The organism is Leptolyngbya boryana PCC 6306 (assembly GCF_000353285.1).
In the GTDB taxonomy this organism is placed as follows: Bacteria; Cyanobacteriota; Cyanobacteriia; order Leptolyngbyales; family Leptolyngbyaceae; genus Leptolyngbya; species Leptolyngbya boryana.
Window position 1 is genome coordinate 273054 of sequence record NZ_KB731326.1, and the last position, 18258, is coordinate 291311.

An 18258-nucleotide genomic window follows, 5' to 3' on the forward strand; every position below is an offset into this window, starting at 1 on the left:
GCCTGGAACTTAGACAAAAGTGAAAACGGGGCAACAATAAGCGCGAAAGTGCCCCTAAACAGTAGAACACTTGGAAATTACGAACAGCAGACAGAAGTGGCGGTTGAAGACGTGCCAAAGGTGGCAGAATCCTCTAGTACCGTATAAATTTCCCACTTCGCGCCGTTTGGATCTTGAACCCAAACTTTGTCTTGCAAGGCGTAGCAACAGGTGGTCTGCTCCTCAATCTTGACCGATAAATCCGCTGCTTTGACACGATCGATGGCTTCGACCACTTGTTGGGAGGACTCCACCTCGACTCCTAAATGATTCATCGTTCCAGCCGCAGCCGGATTTTCAATCAGGACAAGTTTTAAGGGTGGTTCTGCGATCGCGAAATTAGCATAGCCCGGACGACGTTTAGCAGGTTGGGTTCCAAACATTTTGACGTAGAACTCAACCGCTGCATCGACATCATTAACATTCAATGCAAGTTGTACACGAGACATAATTTTAACTCCTTATATTGACATACATCAATATCGATTAATATCAATATCTTGTCTACAATATTGATGTATGTCAATATAGAAGTCATGAAGTTATCTAACGCTGTTACTTCTTGTTGTTCTGGGCTGCTGACAGGGCATCTGAAAAATGACGATGCAATCATCCTAGCGGCGATGTTTCGAGTGCTAGGTGAACCTGCACGACTGCAAATGCTAAGTCTAATTGCAGCACAGCCGAATCAAGAGGTTTGTGCCTGTGAATTGGTTGAGCCATTGGGATTATCACAACCGACTATTAGTCACCATCTCAAGGTAATGTATGAGGCAGGATTGCTGGAAAAAGAACGACGCGGTACTTGGATTTACTACCGCATCGTGCCAAAACAACTTGAATTATTACGAAAAGTTCTATCTTGATTGAAGCTTCAGCGTTTCAACAGCCTCAACCCACTCAGGGTCACTAGCACAGTCGATCCCTCGTGTCCAACCACTCCAAGTGGCAAGGTAATCTGGCTGACAAAATTAGCAATGAGCAACAGCACAATGAAGCCTAGTGCAAAGACAATGTTTTGCTTTACGACTTGTTGAGAGCGTCGCCCTAACCGGATCGCATTCACTAGCCGCTCCAGCCGATCTGCCATCAGTACAATGTCTGCGGTTTCCAGCGCCACATCACTTCCAGCCGTTCCCATCGCGATGCCAACGGAGGCTTGTGCCAGCGCAGGGGCATCATTGATCCCATCTCCTACCATTGCAACCGTGTGATATTGCCGTTGTAATGATCGCACCACATCGACTTTGTGTTCTGGCAATAGTTCTGAGTACACCTGCTCGATTCCAAGTTCACGAGCAATGCTGCGAGCCGTGCGTTCATTATCGCCAGTTAGCATGACGATTTCTCCAATGCCTAATTGTTTCAGTTGACGGATTGTGCTTGCAGCTTCCGGGCGAACCGTATCGGAGATCGCAATCATGCCTAACGGTTTTCCAGCATAAGCCGCCCAAACCACAGTTTTTCCAGTTTCTTCAAAGTGTTGGGCGGATGCAGTCAAAGTATTTGCCCAACTGTTCACTTGACTACAAACAAACGCGGCTTTACCAACGATCGCCAGTTGTCCATTAATTTCTCCGGTAATTCCTTGTCCTGCATGAGCCTGAACATTGGTTGCTGACCGCCATTCAATTTGTTGTTGCTGAGCAAATTTTACGATCGCTGCCCCGATTGGATGCTCGGATAAGCTTTCTAAACTCGCTGCAACTTGCAGCAATTGCTGTTCAGACTGGGACGCAGCCATGATTTGAACCACTTCGGGGTTTCCCGTGGTGAGCGTTCCGGTTTTGTCGAATGCGATCGCTCTCACTCGTCCGATCTGTTCTAACTGAGCACCATTCTTGAATAGAATCCCTTGCCTTGCACCGTTCGCAATTCCAGAAAGCAAAGTTGGCATGATTGCTGCCATCAATGCACAGGGAGAAGCAACGACGAGAAAAATTAAGGCACGGTAAATTGTGGTTTCCCAACTCCAACCCCAGAGGAAAGGCGGAACGATCATAAGTAAGATGCCGACGATGACAATCACCTTGGCATAGCTGCGCTCGAATCGCTCGATAAATTGTTGCGAGGGTGGTGCTTCCATTTGGGCTTGCTCAACCAATCGAATGACGCGCTGAATTAAACTACTTTCCGGCGGTTGATGAATTTTGAGTTTTAATGCACCGTTGCCGTTAATCGTGCCCGCAAAGACTTCATCGCCGATCGTTTTCTCTACAGGCATCGATTCCCCAGTAATCGGCGCTTGATTGAGGCTGCTAAATCCTTCAATGACCAAGCCATCGGTTGGAACCAGTTCGCCGGGTCTAACGATCACTTTGTCGCCAATTTGCAAATCTGCGACCGCAACTTCTTTTTCTTGTCCATTGCGCCAGACCCTTGCCGTATCCGAAGTCAAACTCATCAAGCCTCGGATGCTGCGTTCGGTGCGCTGCATCGCATACCCTTCTAAGGCTCCACTAATGGCAAAGATCAAGATGAGAATCGCGCCATCGACAATGAAATCATATTCTCGTCGCCATAATCCCAATGCTGCGGCTCCTAGCGCCGCCACAATCATCAAGAGATCAACATCGAGTTCTTTTTCTTCAAACAGGGTGGTTAACCCTTCGCGGGCGCTTTCGTAGCCGCCAATCACGTAAGCGGCAGGCAGAATCAGCAACGCCAGTCCCAGCCAGCCCGATTGCAAAGTGATCCAGCCCAAGAAGACCAGAATGCCGCACACGATCGCGGCAACTGCGTCAGGATGCTCTTTCAGGAGTGCAGGAAAGCGAGAAACAGTAAGGGAAGACATGGGTAAGCGGTAGAGACAACATCACGCTTTCATGCTAAACCTTGACATTAGTGTTAATGTCAAGCTTCGGGATTAGAATAAACGGATGAAAATGCGAAATTTGACGATTAAAGAATTAACCGAAGCCGTCGGGGGTGGCATTACGCCGCGAATGGTGCGGCACTATCACACCCTCGGATTGCTGCCGCAGCCGGAGCGCTCCGCGAGTAACTATCGTCTTTATCGCGATCGCGATGTGCAGCAATTAAAACAAATCGTTGCGCTCAAACAGCAAGGATTTCAGCTTGCTCACATTCAGCAGTTGCTCCAGAGCCAAATGGACACTGAGCAAACGATCGCTGCCCAACTGCAACAGCAGTATCAAACGATCGTGCAGCAGTTAGCGCGATTACGCCAGACCGCAGCAGCATTAGAGAGTGTATTGGGGCGCGATCAGGATTGTCAAACGATTCAAGCCGAAGCTCTTGCCCAACTGCGATTATTAGACGCTGAAAATCAAAGCGGATTTGGAACTCTGGATCAACTGTGGCATCGCTTAGATAGCGAAACGACAACGCACCCTGAAGCTTTTGGAGAATCCTTACAGCGGTTACTGCCTGATTTGTCTGATCGCTCTGAAATTGAGGTAGATTTACTCTCGAAACTGGTTCTAGCTTGCGGTGATGTTAGCTTGGTGCAGTTTGTTCGGCGGAGCCGAGATGCGATCGCTGCCGCTCGTGATGCCCTCAAAGCTGGATGTACGATCGTCGGCGATATCTTACCTGTTGTTTCTGCTCTCGATCAAACTCGTCTCGCACATCTGAACTGTTCGGTTGAGACGTTGATTGCTGATTTACATATCAATAGTGCCGCAGAAGCAGAACAAGCATTTTGGAACAACGAGCATTGGAAAGATTGCTTACAGCACCTTCCAAAAGGCTGCATCTTAGTAGTTGGCTACGCGCCTTCAGTGTTGATGTCAGTTTGCACTTTGATTGAACAGGGACAAATTCAGCCTGCATTAGTCATTGGAATGCCGATTGGGTTTAGTCACGCACCTGCGGCTAAGCGACGGCTGATGAAAACAAGCGTTCCTTATATTACGATCGAAGGAACATCAGGCGGCGGTCTGTTAGCAGCCGTGGCATTGAATGCGCTTGTGGAGTCTCTGCTTGAGAAGCCAGATTGTCACTGTTACTTGTCCTCACGGTAAAGAAAGCCAATCTTTTCAACTTCTACTCACAACCATTACTTAGGCCACTGAGCCAGCTATCGTTGATATAGCGATCGCAAACCCTTCTGATCTTCTTTTAGGAAAATCCTTCATGAGCGAATCTGAAGTTCGTCAGCAGTATGATCAAATCGCAGCTAGCTATGATCAGCGCTGGAGCAAATACGTCACAGATACACTATCCTTTCTCAAAACTTGGGCAGAGATTCCACCACAGGCAAACGTACTAGATGTCGCCTGTGGGACTGGCAAATTTGAACAAATGGTCTTAGCAGAAAACCCTAGGCAGAAAGTTACTGGTGTGGACATATCGGAGAATATGCTAGCGATCGCTCAACAAAATTGCAGTGTTTATCCAAATGCTTCATTTCATTCTGCATCCGTATTGGCATTACCATTTTCAGATTGTCATTTTGACGTGATTGTTTCTGACAGTGCATTCCACTATTTCGATCAACCACAGGCAGCCCTCATCGAGATAAAACGAGTTCTTAACCTTGATGGAAAGGTTGTGATTCTAGATTGGTGTAAAGATTATTTCTTGTGTCGAATCTGTGATATTTTACTCAAGATTTTTGATCCTGCTCATCGTCAATGCTATACACAGAAGGAATTGCATAATTTACTGACTGATGCAGGCTTCAAAATTCACCATGCAAGAAAAGTTCGATTTGGAGTTGTCTGGGGATTGATGGTTGTCACTGCGATAGTTGAGCGCAGTGAGATGAAACTAGAAGAGAGACTACCTTAAGTTTCAATCTTTAAGCTCAGAAGGTTGATGCTTGGCAAACTGGTGATTATCCTTGCTCAATGATGGGGCAAATGATTGCTGTAGAGTTCTCAGATAAGACATCTTCTTCGGCAAGGAGTCGTTTCAATTCCTGCTTGAGAATTTGCAGTTGCTGAATTTGTCGATCGATATCTATAAGCTTATCTCTCAGCGTCTCTTGTACATGATCACAAGGTAAATCACCTTGGTCGTGAATATTCAAGAACTCCCGAATTTCTGACAAACTCATCCCCAAGTTTTGGGCACGCTTGATGAAATTTAATCGGGCAAACACGTCTGCATTGAACAATCGATAACCACCCTCAGTTCTACCTGCCGTCTTCAGTAACCCTAGCTCCTCATAGTAGCGAATCGTTTTAATCGGGATACCGCTTTCTTTAGCGACAGAACCAATCAATCTCGGCTCCTCCTGAACAATCATGTTTATCCCCTTTGTGAAACTAGATTTTGAGTTGTTTCTACTGAATGATCTGTTGCTTGCACCTCAATCACACCTCTAAACATATTCATGCCACAAGTGAATTGATACTCTCCAGGTTGAGTTGGCGTAAACTCGATCTCTGTGACTTGATTCAGGGGCAAGTCTTTGGCAATGTGAAAGTCAGGGATTCGCACGGCTTCAAGACAGCTAGAGGGATCACGTCGATCGAAGCTCAATCGTACAGGTTGCCCTACCGTAACAACGACTCGATTAGGCTCGTAGCCGCCATCAACGGTAATCGTTGCTTCTTGCATTCCTTGATTGCTGTCCGCTTTACGCGACTTAGATTTACTGAACAAAAACCACCACAGTTCAACTCCAATAAGCCCGATACCGCCTGCCGTGACAGCACCTTTCAACCAATTTGGTTGATCAATCCGGCGGAAGCTCGTTGTTTGTTCAGTTCCAGACGGTTGCATTTCGTCATGCGGCATTTGTGCGATTGATGCACCAGAAACACCCAGCATCAGTCCAAATCCCGCTAAACTTCCAATCATCCAATGTTTTTGGATCATGATTCCTCCTTATGCTGTTGCTCTCGGTTTGAAGTTTCGCAGACGCAGTGCATTCGTCAGCACAGAGACGGAACTGAGCGCCATTGCACCACCTGCAATGATGGGATTCAGCAACCAGCCAAAGATCGGGAAGAGAATACCAGCCGCGATCGGAATGCCGACTGTGTTGTAGATAAATGCAAAGAACAGATTTTGCCGAATGTTGCGAATGGTAGCGCGGCTTAGTTGAATCGCGGTCACGATGCTTTGCAGATCCCCAGAAATCAGCGTGATGTCACTTGCCGCGATCGCCACATCGGTTCCAGTTCCGATCGCAATTCCGACATCTGCTTGAGCCAATGCAGGTGCATCATTAATTCCATCTCCGACCATTGCGACAATTTTTGATTTTGCGTGTCGTCGTGACTTTGTTTGAGTCGTCGATTGCTTGCCGATTTGACCACTTTGGATCGCTGAAATTACAGCGGCTTTTTGGTCGGGTCGAACTTCAGCAATCACGGTTTGAATTCCAACTTCTTGAGCGATCGCGTTTGCAGTCTGTTGGTTATCTCCAGTAAGCATCACGACTTCAAGCCCTAATCGTTGTAGAGCGCGGACTGCCTGAGCCGAGGACGGTTTAAGCGCGTCAGAGATGCCCATTAAGCCTTGAAGTTGGTGATCGATCACAATTAGAATCACTGTTTTACCCAATGACTCTAATCGGGCTTTTTCCGCTTGCACTAGAGTGGTATCAATTCCTAATTCATTTAGCCAGCGTTGTGTGCCGATTTGAACTAGGTGGTTATTTACTTTCCCTTCAACACCACTTCCAGCAACCGCTTCAAAATTCTGAGCCGTTTCTAAGGTGACTTCTTGGGACTGAGCGTATCGAACAACTGCTTCAGCTAAAGGATGCTCAGAATTGCGCTCGACTGATGCCGCCAACTTTAATAGCTTCAGTTCATTTGCAGTTCCAACTGTGGGAATAAAGTCGGTGACTGTGGGCTTGCCTTCGGTCAGGGTTCCAGTTTTATCGAGCACGATCGTTTCAATCTGATGTGCCAGTTCTAAGCTTTCGGCTCCTTTGATCAAGATGCCGTTCTCTGCACCTTTGCCAGTGCCAACCATCACCGAAGTCGGAGTGGCAAGTCCTAATGCACAGGGGCAAGCAATGATTAATACGCCAACAGTGGTAATAAGAGCAAGCGTCACGTTACCCATCACGTTAAACCAGATCAGGAAGGTTGCGATCGCAATAGCAATCACTACCGGAACAAACCATCCAGTAACTTGATCGGCTAGTCGCTGAATCGGCGCTTTTGACCCCTGTGCTTGTTGTACAAGTTGAACAATCTGAGCGAGAACCGTATCTTTCCCCACGCGAGTCGCTCGAAATCTGAAGCTTCCCGTTTTGTTGATTGTGGCTCCAATCACTTCATCACCGGGTTGCTTTTTCGTCGGGACGCTTTCACCTGTCACCATCGATTCATCGATCTGCGAACTGCCCTCGACAACTTCACCATCAACCGGAATTTTCTCACCCGGACGCACGATCACAATGTCACCAATGCGGACATCTTGAATCGGAACTTCAAGTTCCTGTCCATTCCGAATGATCCGAGCATCTCGCGCCTGCAATCCAATCAGCTTGCGAATCGCATCAGAAGTTTGCCCCCGCGCCCGCATTTCGAGCAACCGACCGAGCAAAATCAGCGTGATGATCACATTCGCTGCTTCATAGTAAACATCCGGGTTCAGTCCTTGCGACAGAAAAAAGTTCGGAATCAGCGTTGCGATCAGCGAATATAGGTAAGCGGCTCCCGTACCGAGCGCCACTAACGTATCCATCGTTGCCGTATGACGCTTTAAGGCTTTCCAAGCATTGACGAAGAACTCTCGTCCCGCCCAAAACAAAATCGGAGTGGAGAGAATCAATTGCAACCAAGGATTGTGCAGCCATGCGGGAATGAATGGAATCGGCAATCCTAACATCATCGGTAATGATCCAATGACCAAAACAGCGCTGATGATGCCTGCAACAATCACTTTTGTTCTGAGATGCCGAAATTCTCGCAATCGGGCGGTTTTTTCAGCCTCGGTTTCATCCGTGATGAATTCTTGGTCTTGTAAGGAATAGGAACTGTATCCAGCATCGACGATCGCGCTTTGAATCTGCTCTAGATTCGTGCGCTTGGGATCATATTGCAGCGTGGCTTGTTCGGCTCCAAAGTTGACGCTAACATCCGCCACACCGGGAACTGATCGAATCGCATCTTCGACACTGCGGGCACAGGATGCACAACTCATGCCCTGCAATTTGAGCGTATTGGTTTCCATGATTTAAGAAGAAACGAGAAATGAACCTACGCGACGGTATAGCCTACATTTGTTACCGCTTCTTTAACGCGGTTTTCTGAAGCTTGGGTTTCAACGTTGACTTGCTTAGTTTTCGGGTCAGCGCTCACGGTTGCAGTGGGATCGATCGCTTTAATTGCACTGGTAATCGTTTCACTGCAAGCAGAACAAGCCATATTCGGGACGGTAAATTGAAGGGACATAATTGAAGCTTCCTTGAAGCGAGAAGTTGAACTGTCTCTATGTTGAACCCTCTAGTAGGCTGGAGAGTCAAGCGGTTGCTTCAAAATCCCTCCATAGAATGAGAAGAGGCTGTCTCCTAATTGAAGAGACAGCCTTGATCGAACCCGTTGATTAAGCCATTGCTGTAGCCATCTGGCGACAGGATTCAGCACAACGACGACAAGCTTCGGCGCATCGCTTACAGTGGTCATGATCGTGTTTTTCACATTCGGCAGCACAGCGATCGCAAGCTTCAGCACAAACGCCACAGAGTTGAGCATGAAGATCAGAATTACGTGCCATAAACCGAGCGCAAATATCGCAAGTGTCGGCACAGTCGCGGCAGGTCTTAATGCACTGCGCCATCATTTGTACCATATCGCTATCAAGGCAAGCAGTTGCACAGGTTTCGCACTCTCGCAAACAGTCCAGACAAGCTTCGATACAAGCATCGAGTTGAGATTGATGAGATTGGGTTGCAGTCATGATGAAACTCCTAAAATGTAAAGTTCAAAGAACTACGATTTAGTCCTTGGCTTTCACGGTAGGAGGTTACTGATTCCAGTCGCCTCTAGCGTCTGAAGTACAATTTTCTATAAAAAATCAACACTATTGATGGAATTCCATTTCATGCTGATTTCATTTTCGCCTGGTATGAACTTAAATAGAATGAAAGAATTCTGATTCAATTAAAACACTTCATACTCATTTCATCTTTTTGTATCAAGATATTAGTTAGCAGTCTTTTGCTCAGTAATAAAAAATCGTTTTTGCTGCTGAATCTCAATTCTCACCTCAGCAATGTAGATATGCGCTCTAAACTCGCTTTGTGGATAGTTTTATTCACAGCAACGATTGTAGTTGTCTTTCTCACTCCCAAACTGGGATCAACTCAAAGCTTACCCAGCCTTCATCGCTTCATTGCTCAATCTCCAACAGATTCCAGTATGCCTGGAATGAATATGCCTGAAATGTCACCCGCGATCGCACCACAGCCTCAAAGCACAATGCTGATCGATCAAGTTTTGCTGGTTTGGTTTAGTCTAAGCGCGATCGCGGTTATTTACGTTGCTTGGGATGCCCTTACCCGCAATCCTGAACTCACAATTATGAAGTGGGGATGGATATTAGTGACACTCTACACTGGAATCGTTGGGGCTGCCCTATACATCTTGTCTTGCCAAGAACCAGCCCCCGGAGAACACGAAGAGTTTGTTAAACCCTTATGGAAGCAAACACTCGGATCAACAATTCACTGTATGGCGGGAGATGCAACAGGGATTATTGTCGCGGCGGCTATCACAGCAGTTTTAGGACTACCGATGTGGCTGGATGTCATTTCTGAGTATGTCTTTGGCTTTGCATTTGGGCTATTGATCTTTCAATCCTTGTTTATGAAAGATATGCTCGGTGGTTCGTATCTAAAAGCCGTTCGACGGTCTTTTATTCCTGAATGGCTTTCGATGAATGCGGTCATGGCAGGCATGATCCCTGTGATGGTAATTCTGATGAGTCGTGATATGCAGGCAATGGAAGCAACATCTCTTCGCTTCTGGGGTGTAATGTCACTTGCAACATTAGTTGGTTTGGTGGTCGCTTTTCCGGTCAATATGTGGCTGGTTGCTGTTGGTCTAAAACATGGCATGGGAACCATTAGAGCTTTGGGTAAAGGCGGTCACAGCCTCACTGCTGAACGACAGCGGATTGCTGCAATTTCTGGTGAACAACTCACATCTAACACCTCTACCAACAACTATCCTGACCAAGCATCGCAGCCTGACATCTCTAATACGGAGCGAAAATAAATGAAGGCTCACTCAAATCAGCAATCTGCAAGTTCGCATAGGGAGATGAGCATGAAGCCAAAAGCGACAAGAGCGCAGATTTTCGCTGTCATGCTTTTAACGTTGTTAGCACTTGCGATCGGCGTTCTGATCGCGGCTCTCTATGGCAACTTCAGCATGAGCAGCAAAAATATGCCTCAGACTGCAATGCCAGGAATGAACCAAAGTAATGGATCGATGCCGGGAATGAACATGAAAGGCACAACTGCTCCCGCGCCAGTTGCATCACTGCCCACTGCACTCATGAGTAGCGTTTCTCAAATGAACGGACTGGTGATGCCGCCGGGAATGATCATGACTGCCGATACGAGTATGGAAGCGATGGAAGATATGGCAGCAGTCGATTTAACTAAAATTGCCTACACTGCTCCTGCGGATGCACGGGGCAATCAAATTCTAGAACCCAAGGTAGAAAAGGGTTTCAAGGTCTTTAATCTAGATGTCTCTTTAATTAATTGGAACATTCTCCCCGGAACGCAAGTGGCTGCCTATGCGTTTAATCGCCAAGTTCCTGGACCGCGAATTCAAGTGACAGAAGGCGATCGTATTCGGATGATCGTCAAGAACAACCTGCCTGAGCCGACTACCGTTCACTGGCACGGCATGATTTTGCCAAATAATATGGATGGTCCTGCTGATGTCACTCAGAAACCGATCGCGCCCGGTGAAAGCTACACCTATGAGTTTACGGTAAAACAATCAGGTACTTACTTTTACCATTCGCACAAAGATGTCGATCGACAACAAACGCTAGGAATGTATGGCGCATTGATTGTTGAACCGAAAAATAAAGCCAATACTCCTGCGTTCGATCAGGATGTAACTGTGCAACTGCAAGAATGGACGGTGAAACAAGGTTACACTTTCCCCTCAATGCCAATGGAAGGTTTATTACCCAACTTCTTCACCATCAACGGCAAAGCCTATCCTTCTACTGAAACTGTGAATGCTAAAGTTGGCGAAAAGATTCGCTTCCGTTTCATCGGTTCAAACAATGCCTTCATTCATCCCATGCACATCCACGGCGGACCTTTCAAAATTGTTGCAACCGATGGAAATCCGGTTCCTGTCGCTGCCCAGATCGAGAAAGACACAATCAATGTCGCTCCGGGTGAGCGTTATGACGTAATTTGGACAGCACGGGAGAAAGGAAAGTGGTTACTACATTGTCACATTGCTCACCATGCCACGAATGACAATGTTGAAGTGCAAGGTGCAGGAGGACTAACGATGTTGATCAACGTTACCTAAAGCGAATTCCATTCTTTTGAGAAAAGGTTGCCTATCGATTTATGAAAGGCAACCTTTTTCAGTAGGACGGATTGAGGGTTTCTATCTTTGAGCAGAGCAGTATTTCACTTCAGTTTCATTTTGATGTACTGTGTCAGACTAGCAGCCTCTAATTTCGATCGAGATTCTGTAAGAATGCGCTTAAAAGTGCTGAGAAGGTTACAAGAAAAGGTGATTGCCTACTTCCTCAAAACTTTTTGCAAAACTGCTTGACTCTCCCGTTGACTGAATACTTTACAGTGATGAGCAGTTGAGAAAAGAATCCTACTGCAAGTGTGCGCTGCTCGAAGGTGCTGTCTGAACTTGCAGAACTGAGATGATTCTCCAAGCTTTCGATGCTAATCCCTAACTGCTTTTGAGAGGTTTATCATGACGATGCTGAACAGTAAAACAACGGAAACGAACGCAAAAAACGTTAAGGTTTATCGGATGTCAATGCCTGAGCATGAATGCCCTTGGGGACTTCGGGCAATCAAGCTGCTTCAAGAGCAAGGCATCGAATTTGAGGATGTGAAACTTCGATCGCGTGAAGAAGTCGATCGATTTAAAGCAAAACATGAGGTTGCAACAACACCTCAAATTTTCTTTGGTTCAGAACGAATCGGAGGCTATACCGATCTCGCGGAACGGCTGAAAGTCGAAGCTGAAAAAGCCGAATATTCCTACACACCAGTCGCCGCAGTCTTCTCAACGGCTGGATTAATGGCACTGGCGACATCACTTGGCATTCCTGGCTTCATGGGATTTTCGCTCTCGATGCTAGCTTCTCTTAAGCTGATGGATCTGAATTCGTTTGCTGAGAGTTTCGAGAAGTATGATCTCGTCACTAAGCGCTTTAAGCCTTATGGAAGGATCTACCCGTTTGCTGAGTTGTTGATCGGGCTTGGATTTCTGTCTGGTATTGCACCATTAGCAACTGGCATTGGATCATTGGTTGTCGGAGTCAGTGGAGCAGTTTCAGTGTTCAAAGCGGTCTACATTGATAAGCTGGCGTTGAATTGTGCTTGTGTAGGTGGTAATTCCAAAGCACCGTTGGGTGTCGTAAGCTTTGCTGAGAACGCAATCATGGCGGTGATGGGGGGAATGTTGACCTTCACTTCATTGTCAGAGGCAAATATTCAGCCGATGAGAGCCTTAGAAGCACTGCCGCCCTCCCTTGTGCAGGTGCAAGACAGTAAGCCGAATCAAGCACAGTGAGCTTCATTGTCTGATCAAAGAGATTTCAGGAAATTATAGCGGTTGCCCGTAAGCTTGCGGCAGCGATAGTTATGCAATGGAAGCCGTTGCATCTTTGAGAACAGCTTCGATTGCATCGCTTAAGGATGGAGCTTTGTCTAACCGTTTGCGAATGCGACTTTTGAGCCACGCCCAACACTTCTCAATGCGATTGAAGTCGGGAGAATAGGGCGGCAGATAAAGCAGATGGCAACCTGCCGCTTGAATAATTTCAGCCACCCGTCCACCATGATGAAACGTCGCGTTATCGAGAATCACGACTTGGTTTGGCTGAAGTTGGGGAACTAAGCAGGTTTCGAGCCAGGTTTCAAAGATGGTTCGATTACACGAGCCTTCGACGGTGAACGGCGCTTGGAGTTGTCGCTCACAGTAAGCCGCAATCATGTTAATGCGTCCGCCCCGTCGTCCTGATTTGAGGGCTTCAAATCGCGTTCCCGCTTCACACCAACCGTAGCCATAGTCATCGCGTTGATCCATGCCCGCTTCATCGACATAGACCCGACGGGATGGCTCAATGGTCGCAATCTGTGCGAGAAATTCTGAGCGCTTTACTTCATCGCGTTCCCGATAGCCGTAAGTCTTTTTTTCCGCGTAAATCCAATCTTCGCCAAGGCTCGTGAGATGGTACGAGCACTGACTGGCTCGTGCCACAATTCGGCGAGTTCTGCTTGCGTCTTGTCGCCGTGTTGTTGAACAAATGCCCGAAACCGCTCCCAGTCCACAATCCGATGACTGTGCCCCCGTTGATACCCTTGGCTTGCGGCAAGATCACCAACCGAGCGGCGTTTGAGCCACCGATCCAAACTATCGCAGCTGATGTTGAACATTGTGATCACCTCGCTTTTGGGTACACCGCGATCCACAGCAACAACCGCTTTTTCTCGCAAATCTTGACTATAAGCTTTCGGCATTGGAAGGATATGGCAGCTCAACTGTCCTAGAGTGCCCAAGGGCTTCCTTTTGATACCGCTAACCTAATGACGACCGCTATAAAGCCATTGTCGGAGGATTAGAGTTGTGACAGTACACGACAATACGACGATCGCAGATTCAGCTACCACTTATCACGTTGAATTTGAATTCTAAGCCTATCCGCATTCAAGCAGGTGAACCCGTAGAACTAGCATTCACGATTCGGAACTCAACTGGAGAAATTGCCCATGATCTGAAAATCGCGCCTTGCTCAGTAATTTTTTCTTCTAGCATCCCTATCGTATCTTGAGATGAATCTGTATTAAGAAAAAGGTTGCCTATCTATCAGCGAAAGGCAACCTTTTTGAGTAGGACAGTTTGGAAAATATGCTATGCAATTCCTGCAACACTTGCCACTTTCTTGTACTCCGCAGAAGCTTGGCGGCAAGCTTGGGCGCACTTTTGACAATGAGGATTGTCTGGGTACTTTTCACACTCCGTCGCACAAGCATCACAAATTTCGATGCAAGCGCGAACAACTTGAGGAATGAAGCGAGATCCACGGCTCATATAGGAAGCTGAAGCCCAACAGATTTGAGCGCAGTCTGTACAAACTCTCGCACAGTCGGGCATTGAACCTAAACAAGCATTTGCACAGTGTTCACATTCGTAAGCACAGTGAATCGCGGCATCCAAAATTGATTGATAGTCTTGATGGGGCATTGTTCTTTTACTCCATGATTAAGCCATCTCTGCCATTTTGCGACAAGATTCTAGACAACGACGGCAGGTTTCTGCACAAGCTTTCATTTGGGCATCACTGCCATTGTCGCTATGACGATCGCAATCATCTGCACAACGCTCATTGACATCAGCGCACGTCCCACACACTTCACGATGAAACTCTGATCCTCTCAACATAAAGTCTGCGGCAGTTTGGCAGATTTGAGCGCAATCCATCAGAATCTTGATGTGCGAGGGTTCTGCGTGATGTCCACCTTTTTGTAACCTTTTTGTAAACAGTAGGTTGCTGTGTTGAGACAAATGCTGTGGCAGTCAAGGCAATCTTGAATGCACTTCAGCATATCTGGGCTGGTTTGGCTGAAAGTCAGTTGTTGAACAGTCATAAGGTTCTTCAGGGTTAAATTGTCCGAGAGTCATCTCTCAGACATAACCGTAGGAAAAGCAGGTTTCAATCGCATCATTCTTCTGGTATAGGGAAATTTCTAACTTCTAATAGGCATTCATTTCATGTCTATTTCATGTTTACGTGCTGGATTGAATGCTTTGAAAGCGACAGCTACGATAGCAGCGGTGAGCTAAAAGTAGTAAAGATAGTACGTTATCAGGATGACACGCAAGTTGTCACGGTAGCAAAGTCATTCACTGCTTCATGGATATAGCAACTGTTTTTTACGAGGCGAAGAATGCTTCTCAGACTTTATCGTTTTAACACTTCAGGAAAAACTCATGTTTCAAAGTCGTTCACCTTTGACTACTGATCTCGTTTCGACTTCTTCCTCGATCGTCAGTCCTCTAACCACTGATTCCCTCACAACCGTGGATTCAGGATTACGATTACCGTCACTCGCTTCGTCTGATGTTCGCGCTGCCTCAACAGTTGCACCAAACGATTCAGCAGCCCGGTTTGATGTGCGCTACTTGCAAGAGACGATCGATCATCACACAATGGCGATCGAGATGGCGGAACTCGCAGTCGATAAGGCAGTGAATGACGATTTGAGATCCCTCGCGCAAGGGATTGTTGATACCCAAACGGAAGAGCGATCGCAAATGCAGACTTGGCTCAGAGATTGGTACGGTTTCAACTACAGTCCTGATCTCAACTTTGGCGAAGAACGCATGATCCGAGAAATGTCTCGTATGGAAGGTGCCGAGTTTGAAATCGACTTTATGCGTCAAATGACCATGCACCATGAGGCGGGCATCAGTGATGCAGTTCCTTGTACTGAACGGGCAGGACACGCCGAGTTAAAAGATCTGTGTAGTAACATTGCTTCAACTCAGCAGAGTGAATCCGATCAGATGCGGCAGTGGTTACGCGATCGCTATCAAACCTCGGTGGACATGATGATGCCCGCAATGGGTGGATTAGAAAACTACAACGATTCCTCGATTCCGAACGGTAGTTTTGAGAACGGGGATTTCACAGGTTGGTCAACAGTTGGAAAAGCTGAAATTCAACCTTTAGATTACGGAGTCTTCCCAACTGACGGCATCTTTCAGGCACTGCTGACCACTGAGCGAGAAACCGCTTCTCCTTCAGAACTCGCATCGTTTCTAGGCGTAGATTCAAACGTGTTGAATAATCTTGGCGACGGCAACATTGATCAAGGCTCCGCAATCAAACTTACCTTTGATGCAAAAGCAGGAGACACTGTGTCGTTTGATTGGAATTTCCTGACCAATGAGTTAGATTCAACCCTGGTTGATCCCAGCAAAGATTTCCTTTTCGTCACGCTCGAACCGTTAGCACTCACCGCAGCCGATCCTAACTCAGCTTCTAACTCTTCGAGAACCATGTTCTCGAATGAAACCGGGTATGAAACCTTCTCGGCTGGAATCACCCAATCTGGTACCTATACGTTAGGAATTGGCGTTGCGAATGTTGGCGATCCGTTGTTTGACTCTGCCGTGCTGCTAGATAACTTCAAACTTGTCTCTGCCTAAACAATCATCTTGCAGTCTCTGCTGATCTAGCTTTAACGCAGGTATTAGTTTCTAATGCTTGCGTTAAAGTTCATTTTACTTTGCTGGAATCTTTCAATCTCGTCCTATGGATACAGAGCCATTTCATCTGCGTTTCATGCTGATGTTAGAAACTGAAGATTAGTAACGATTGTTCTCTTCATGATTGAATTCTATGAATTATGACTATGACTTAATTGTGATTGGAGCGGGTCCGGGTGGCCTAGCGGCATCAGAGCGAGCCGCCAGCTATGGCGCTAAGGTTGCGATCGTGGAATGCGATCAAGTGGGTGGAACCTGTGTGGTTCATGGCTGCATTCCTGAAAAACTGATGACCTATGCTGCCAGCTTTTTGCAATTCTTTCAGAATGCTGACGACTATGGTTGGGGTAACGTCTCCACCCAGTTCGATTGGTCTCAGTTTATGAAAGCCAAAGAGCAGCACATTGAGCATCTAAGCCAAGTTCACATCGAGCATTTAAAGAAAGCAAAGGCGGAACTGATCAATGGACAAGCTCGTTTTTTAGATGCTTATACGTTAGAAATTGGCGATCGTCGAGTTACAGCAAATAAGATTCTGATTGCGGTGGGTGGAAGGGCGGTTAAACCGAATCTTCCTGGAATTGAGAATGCAATCACAACTCGCGAACTGTTAGAACTGAATGCTCGACCGGATCATCTAGCGATCGTAGGCAGCAATCATATCGCTGTGAAAGCCGCAGGTATCATGAACGCTTTGATCCCTAAAGTCACGCTGATTACGCCAGAAACTCAAATTCTTCCAGGCTATGACGATGATTTGCGCTCGACTATTCAAACTCAACTTTCCCAGCTTGGAGTTCAAATCTTGTGTCGATCGCAAGTACAACAACTTGAGCGCGAACAGTCCTGCATCAAAATTAGTGTTTCTAGTGAAGCCGTAGATGAAATTTCTACAACAACGGTTGCTTGGATTGAGAATCGTACCCCGAATTTGGATGGATTGAATCTAGAGCAAATCAATGTTGACCTTGATCAAGGTGCGATCGCAGTTGATGAGTACAGCCGCACTTCGCAACCAAACATTTTCGCAATCGGAGATTGTACGCTTCGTCCTCATTGGACTCCCGCTGCAATCGCGTCCGGTCGGGCATTTGCTGATACAGAATTTGGTGATCAGCTTTGTGCTGTGAACTATGAGAATATTCCTGCTGTTGTTTCGACAAAACCCGAAGCAGCAACGATCGGACTTAGCGAAACACAAGCCCGCGAGAAGTTTGGAGATGCGGTTCGATGTTACCGCAAAACGTTTCAACCGCTGTTTAATCTAATTGGAGAATCGAAGCAGGAAGCATTGCTCAAACTTGTGGTCGATCAGCAGACTGACCGGATTTTAGGCGCTCATATGGTGGGTGAGTATGCGAGTGAGATTATTCAAATGATTGCGCCTGCGATGAAAGCTGGAGTCACCAAAAAGCATTTTGATCAAGCGATCGGGATTCATCCTTCGCTAGGGGAGGAGTTTTTCACAATGCGTGAAAAGTTGTAGCAGATTGACCGAACCGTGAGTAATGCTTATGACCCAACTACGTTCTAAGAGCTTTTGTTGCTGCCCCTCGGAGCCGCATTTCCACCTAAGCTTTGTTTGGAAAATGCTACAGATGTTCGCTTATGCACCGTCTAGTCAATCTGCTGCTCAAACATGGCGATTCTGTGGACTAGCTTTGATCGCGGATGCCACTTACATCACGGCGCTTTATTGGCTTAGCAAGTCTTTCACGCAGAGCGATCGCTGAATTACTCATTTAGCTTGAAGGCAAATTATACTGATGCCGATCGTTGGCATCATTTAGTGCAACAATCATGGAACTATCGCACTAACACTTGGGTCATAACGGTATAA

At 46.7% G+C, this 18258-nt stretch carries 19 protein-coding genes; 9 read left to right on the forward strand and 10 right to left on the reverse strand.

The window, feature by feature from the left end; all coding sequences use genetic code 11:
- Positions 1-77 precede the first annotated feature (77 nt).
- Complete coding sequence (locus LEPBO_RS0134575; protein WP_017292171.1) at positions 78-488, reverse strand: ArsI/CadI family heavy metal resistance metalloenzyme; 411 nt, start codon at positions 486-488, stop codon at positions 78-80.
- Between the two features lie 87 nt (positions 489-575).
- Between LEPBO_RS0134575 and LEPBO_RS0134580 the strand changes: the two genes are divergently transcribed.
- Positions 576-905, forward strand: a complete 330-nt coding sequence (locus LEPBO_RS0134580; RefSeq protein ID WP_026149142.1) for an ArsR/SmtB family transcription factor — start codon at positions 576-578, stop codon at positions 903-905.
- A gap of 8 nt (positions 906-913) precedes the next feature.
- Here the strand turns inward: LEPBO_RS0134580 and LEPBO_RS0134585 are convergent, their stop codons facing one another.
- Entirely contained in the window at positions 914-2833 is a 1920-nt protein-coding gene (locus LEPBO_RS0134585) for a heavy metal translocating P-type ATPase (RefSeq protein ID WP_017292173.1), read from the reverse strand.
- 85 nt (positions 2834-2918) lie between these two features.
- Here LEPBO_RS0134585 and LEPBO_RS0134590 point away from each other — a divergent pair, with 85 nt between their 5' ends.
- The gene (locus LEPBO_RS0134590) at positions 2919-4025 is read left to right on the forward strand and encodes a precorrin-8X methylmutase (RefSeq protein WP_017292174.1); all 1107 of its coding nucleotides are present in this window, start codon (positions 2919-2921) and stop codon (positions 4023-4025) included.
- Between the two features lie 112 nt (positions 4026-4137).
- The gene (locus LEPBO_RS0134595; RefSeq protein WP_017292175.1) at positions 4138-4794 is read left to right on the forward strand and encodes a class I SAM-dependent methyltransferase; all 657 of its coding nucleotides are present in this window, start codon (positions 4138-4140) and stop codon (positions 4792-4794) included.
- Between the two features lie 46 nt (positions 4795-4840).
- Here LEPBO_RS0134595 and LEPBO_RS0134600 read toward each other — a convergent pair whose 3' ends face one another.
- The 5 genes from LEPBO_RS0134600 to LEPBO_RS41465 form a co-directional block, all read right to left on the reverse strand.
- Positions 4841-5254, reverse strand: a complete 414-nt coding sequence (locus tag LEPBO_RS0134600; protein WP_017292176.1) for a heavy metal-responsive transcriptional regulator — start codon at positions 5252-5254, stop codon at positions 4841-4843.
- Positions 5255-5256: 2 nt separating this feature from the next.
- The gene (locus LEPBO_RS0134605) at positions 5257-5829 is read right to left on the reverse strand and encodes a cupredoxin domain-containing protein (RefSeq protein WP_017292177.1); all 573 of its coding nucleotides are present in this window, start codon (positions 5827-5829) and stop codon (positions 5257-5259) included.
- Positions 5830-5838: 9 nt separating this feature from the next.
- Complete coding sequence (locus LEPBO_RS0134610) at positions 5839-8145, reverse strand: heavy metal translocating P-type ATPase (RefSeq protein WP_017292178.1); 2307 nt, start codon at positions 8143-8145, stop codon at positions 5839-5841.
- 26 nt (positions 8146-8171) lie between these two features.
- On the reverse strand, positions 8172-8366 hold the full coding sequence (locus LEPBO_RS0134615; protein ID WP_026149145.1) for a heavy-metal-associated domain-containing protein: 195 nt from the start codon (positions 8364-8366) through the stop codon (positions 8172-8174).
- Positions 8367-8517: 151 nt separating this feature from the next.
- On the reverse strand, positions 8518-8871 hold the full coding sequence (locus LEPBO_RS41465) for a four-helix bundle copper-binding protein (RefSeq protein ID WP_071596270.1): 354 nt from the start codon (positions 8869-8871) through the stop codon (positions 8518-8520).
- 323 nt (positions 8872-9194) lie between these two features.
- On the opposite strand from LEPBO_RS41465, the gene LEPBO_RS44710 reads away from it, so the two are divergent.
- The 3 genes from LEPBO_RS44710 to LEPBO_RS0134635 all read left to right on the forward strand — a co-directional run bounded on the left by LEPBO_RS44710 (position 9195) and on the right by LEPBO_RS0134635 (position 12716).
- Positions 9195-10190 carry a DUF4396 domain-containing protein gene (locus LEPBO_RS44710; protein ID WP_017292181.1) on the forward strand — a complete coding sequence of 332 codons (996 nt, stop codon included), beginning with the start codon at positions 9195-9197 and terminating at the stop codon, positions 10188-10190.
- 51 nt (positions 10191-10241) lie between these two features.
- On the forward strand, positions 10242-11480 hold the full coding sequence (locus tag LEPBO_RS44715; RefSeq protein WP_199326376.1) for a multicopper oxidase family protein: 1239 nt from the start codon (positions 10242-10244) through the stop codon (positions 11478-11480).
- Between the two features lie 408 nt (positions 11481-11888).
- The gene (locus LEPBO_RS0134635) at positions 11889-12716 is read left to right on the forward strand and encodes a MauE/DoxX family redox-associated membrane protein (RefSeq protein ID WP_017292183.1); all 828 of its coding nucleotides are present in this window, start codon (positions 11889-11891) and stop codon (positions 12714-12716) included.
- 69 nt (positions 12717-12785) lie between these two features.
- On the opposite strand, the gene LEPBO_RS42045 is transcribed toward LEPBO_RS0134635, so the two are convergent.
- The 3 genes from LEPBO_RS42045 to LEPBO_RS45190 form a co-directional block, all read right to left on the reverse strand.
- Positions 12786-13666, reverse strand: a protein-coding gene (locus LEPBO_RS42045; RefSeq protein WP_144056475.1) for an IS630 family transposase whose coding sequence is annotated in 2 segments (ribosomal slippage) — positions 12786-13340 and positions 13343-13666 — 879 coding nt in all. Because the reading frame shifts where the segments join, the coding sequence is not laid out codon by codon here.
- A gap of 391 nt (positions 13667-14057) precedes the next feature.
- A complete protein-coding gene (locus tag LEPBO_RS0134650) occupies positions 14058-14390 on the reverse strand; it encodes a four-helix bundle copper-binding protein (RefSeq protein WP_017292185.1) in 333 nt (110 codons plus the stop codon).
- Positions 14391-14408: 18 nt separating this feature from the next.
- Positions 14409-14627 carry a hypothetical protein gene (locus tag LEPBO_RS45190; protein ID WP_017292186.1) on the reverse strand — a complete coding sequence of 73 codons (219 nt, stop codon included), beginning with the start codon at positions 14625-14627 and terminating at the stop codon, positions 14409-14411.
- Positions 14628-15137: 510 nt separating this feature from the next.
- Here LEPBO_RS45190 and LEPBO_RS40670 point away from each other — a divergent pair.
- From LEPBO_RS40670 to LEPBO_RS43210, 3 genes are all read left to right on the forward strand, one after another.
- Entirely contained in the window at positions 15138-16358 is a 1221-nt protein-coding gene (locus tag LEPBO_RS40670) for a DUF305 domain-containing protein (protein ID WP_017292187.1), read from the forward strand.
- Positions 16359-16551: 193 nt separating this feature from the next.
- A complete protein-coding gene (gene gorA / locus LEPBO_RS0134665) occupies positions 16552-17904 on the forward strand; it encodes a glutathione-disulfide reductase (protein WP_017292188.1) in 1353 nt (450 codons plus the stop codon).
- Between the two features lie 103 nt (positions 17905-18007).
- Positions 18008-18151 (forward strand): hypothetical protein, encoded by a 144-nt coding sequence (locus LEPBO_RS43210; protein WP_154660853.1) that lies wholly within the window; start codon positions 18008-18010, stop codon positions 18149-18151.
- Positions 18152-18258 lie beyond the last annotated feature (107 nt).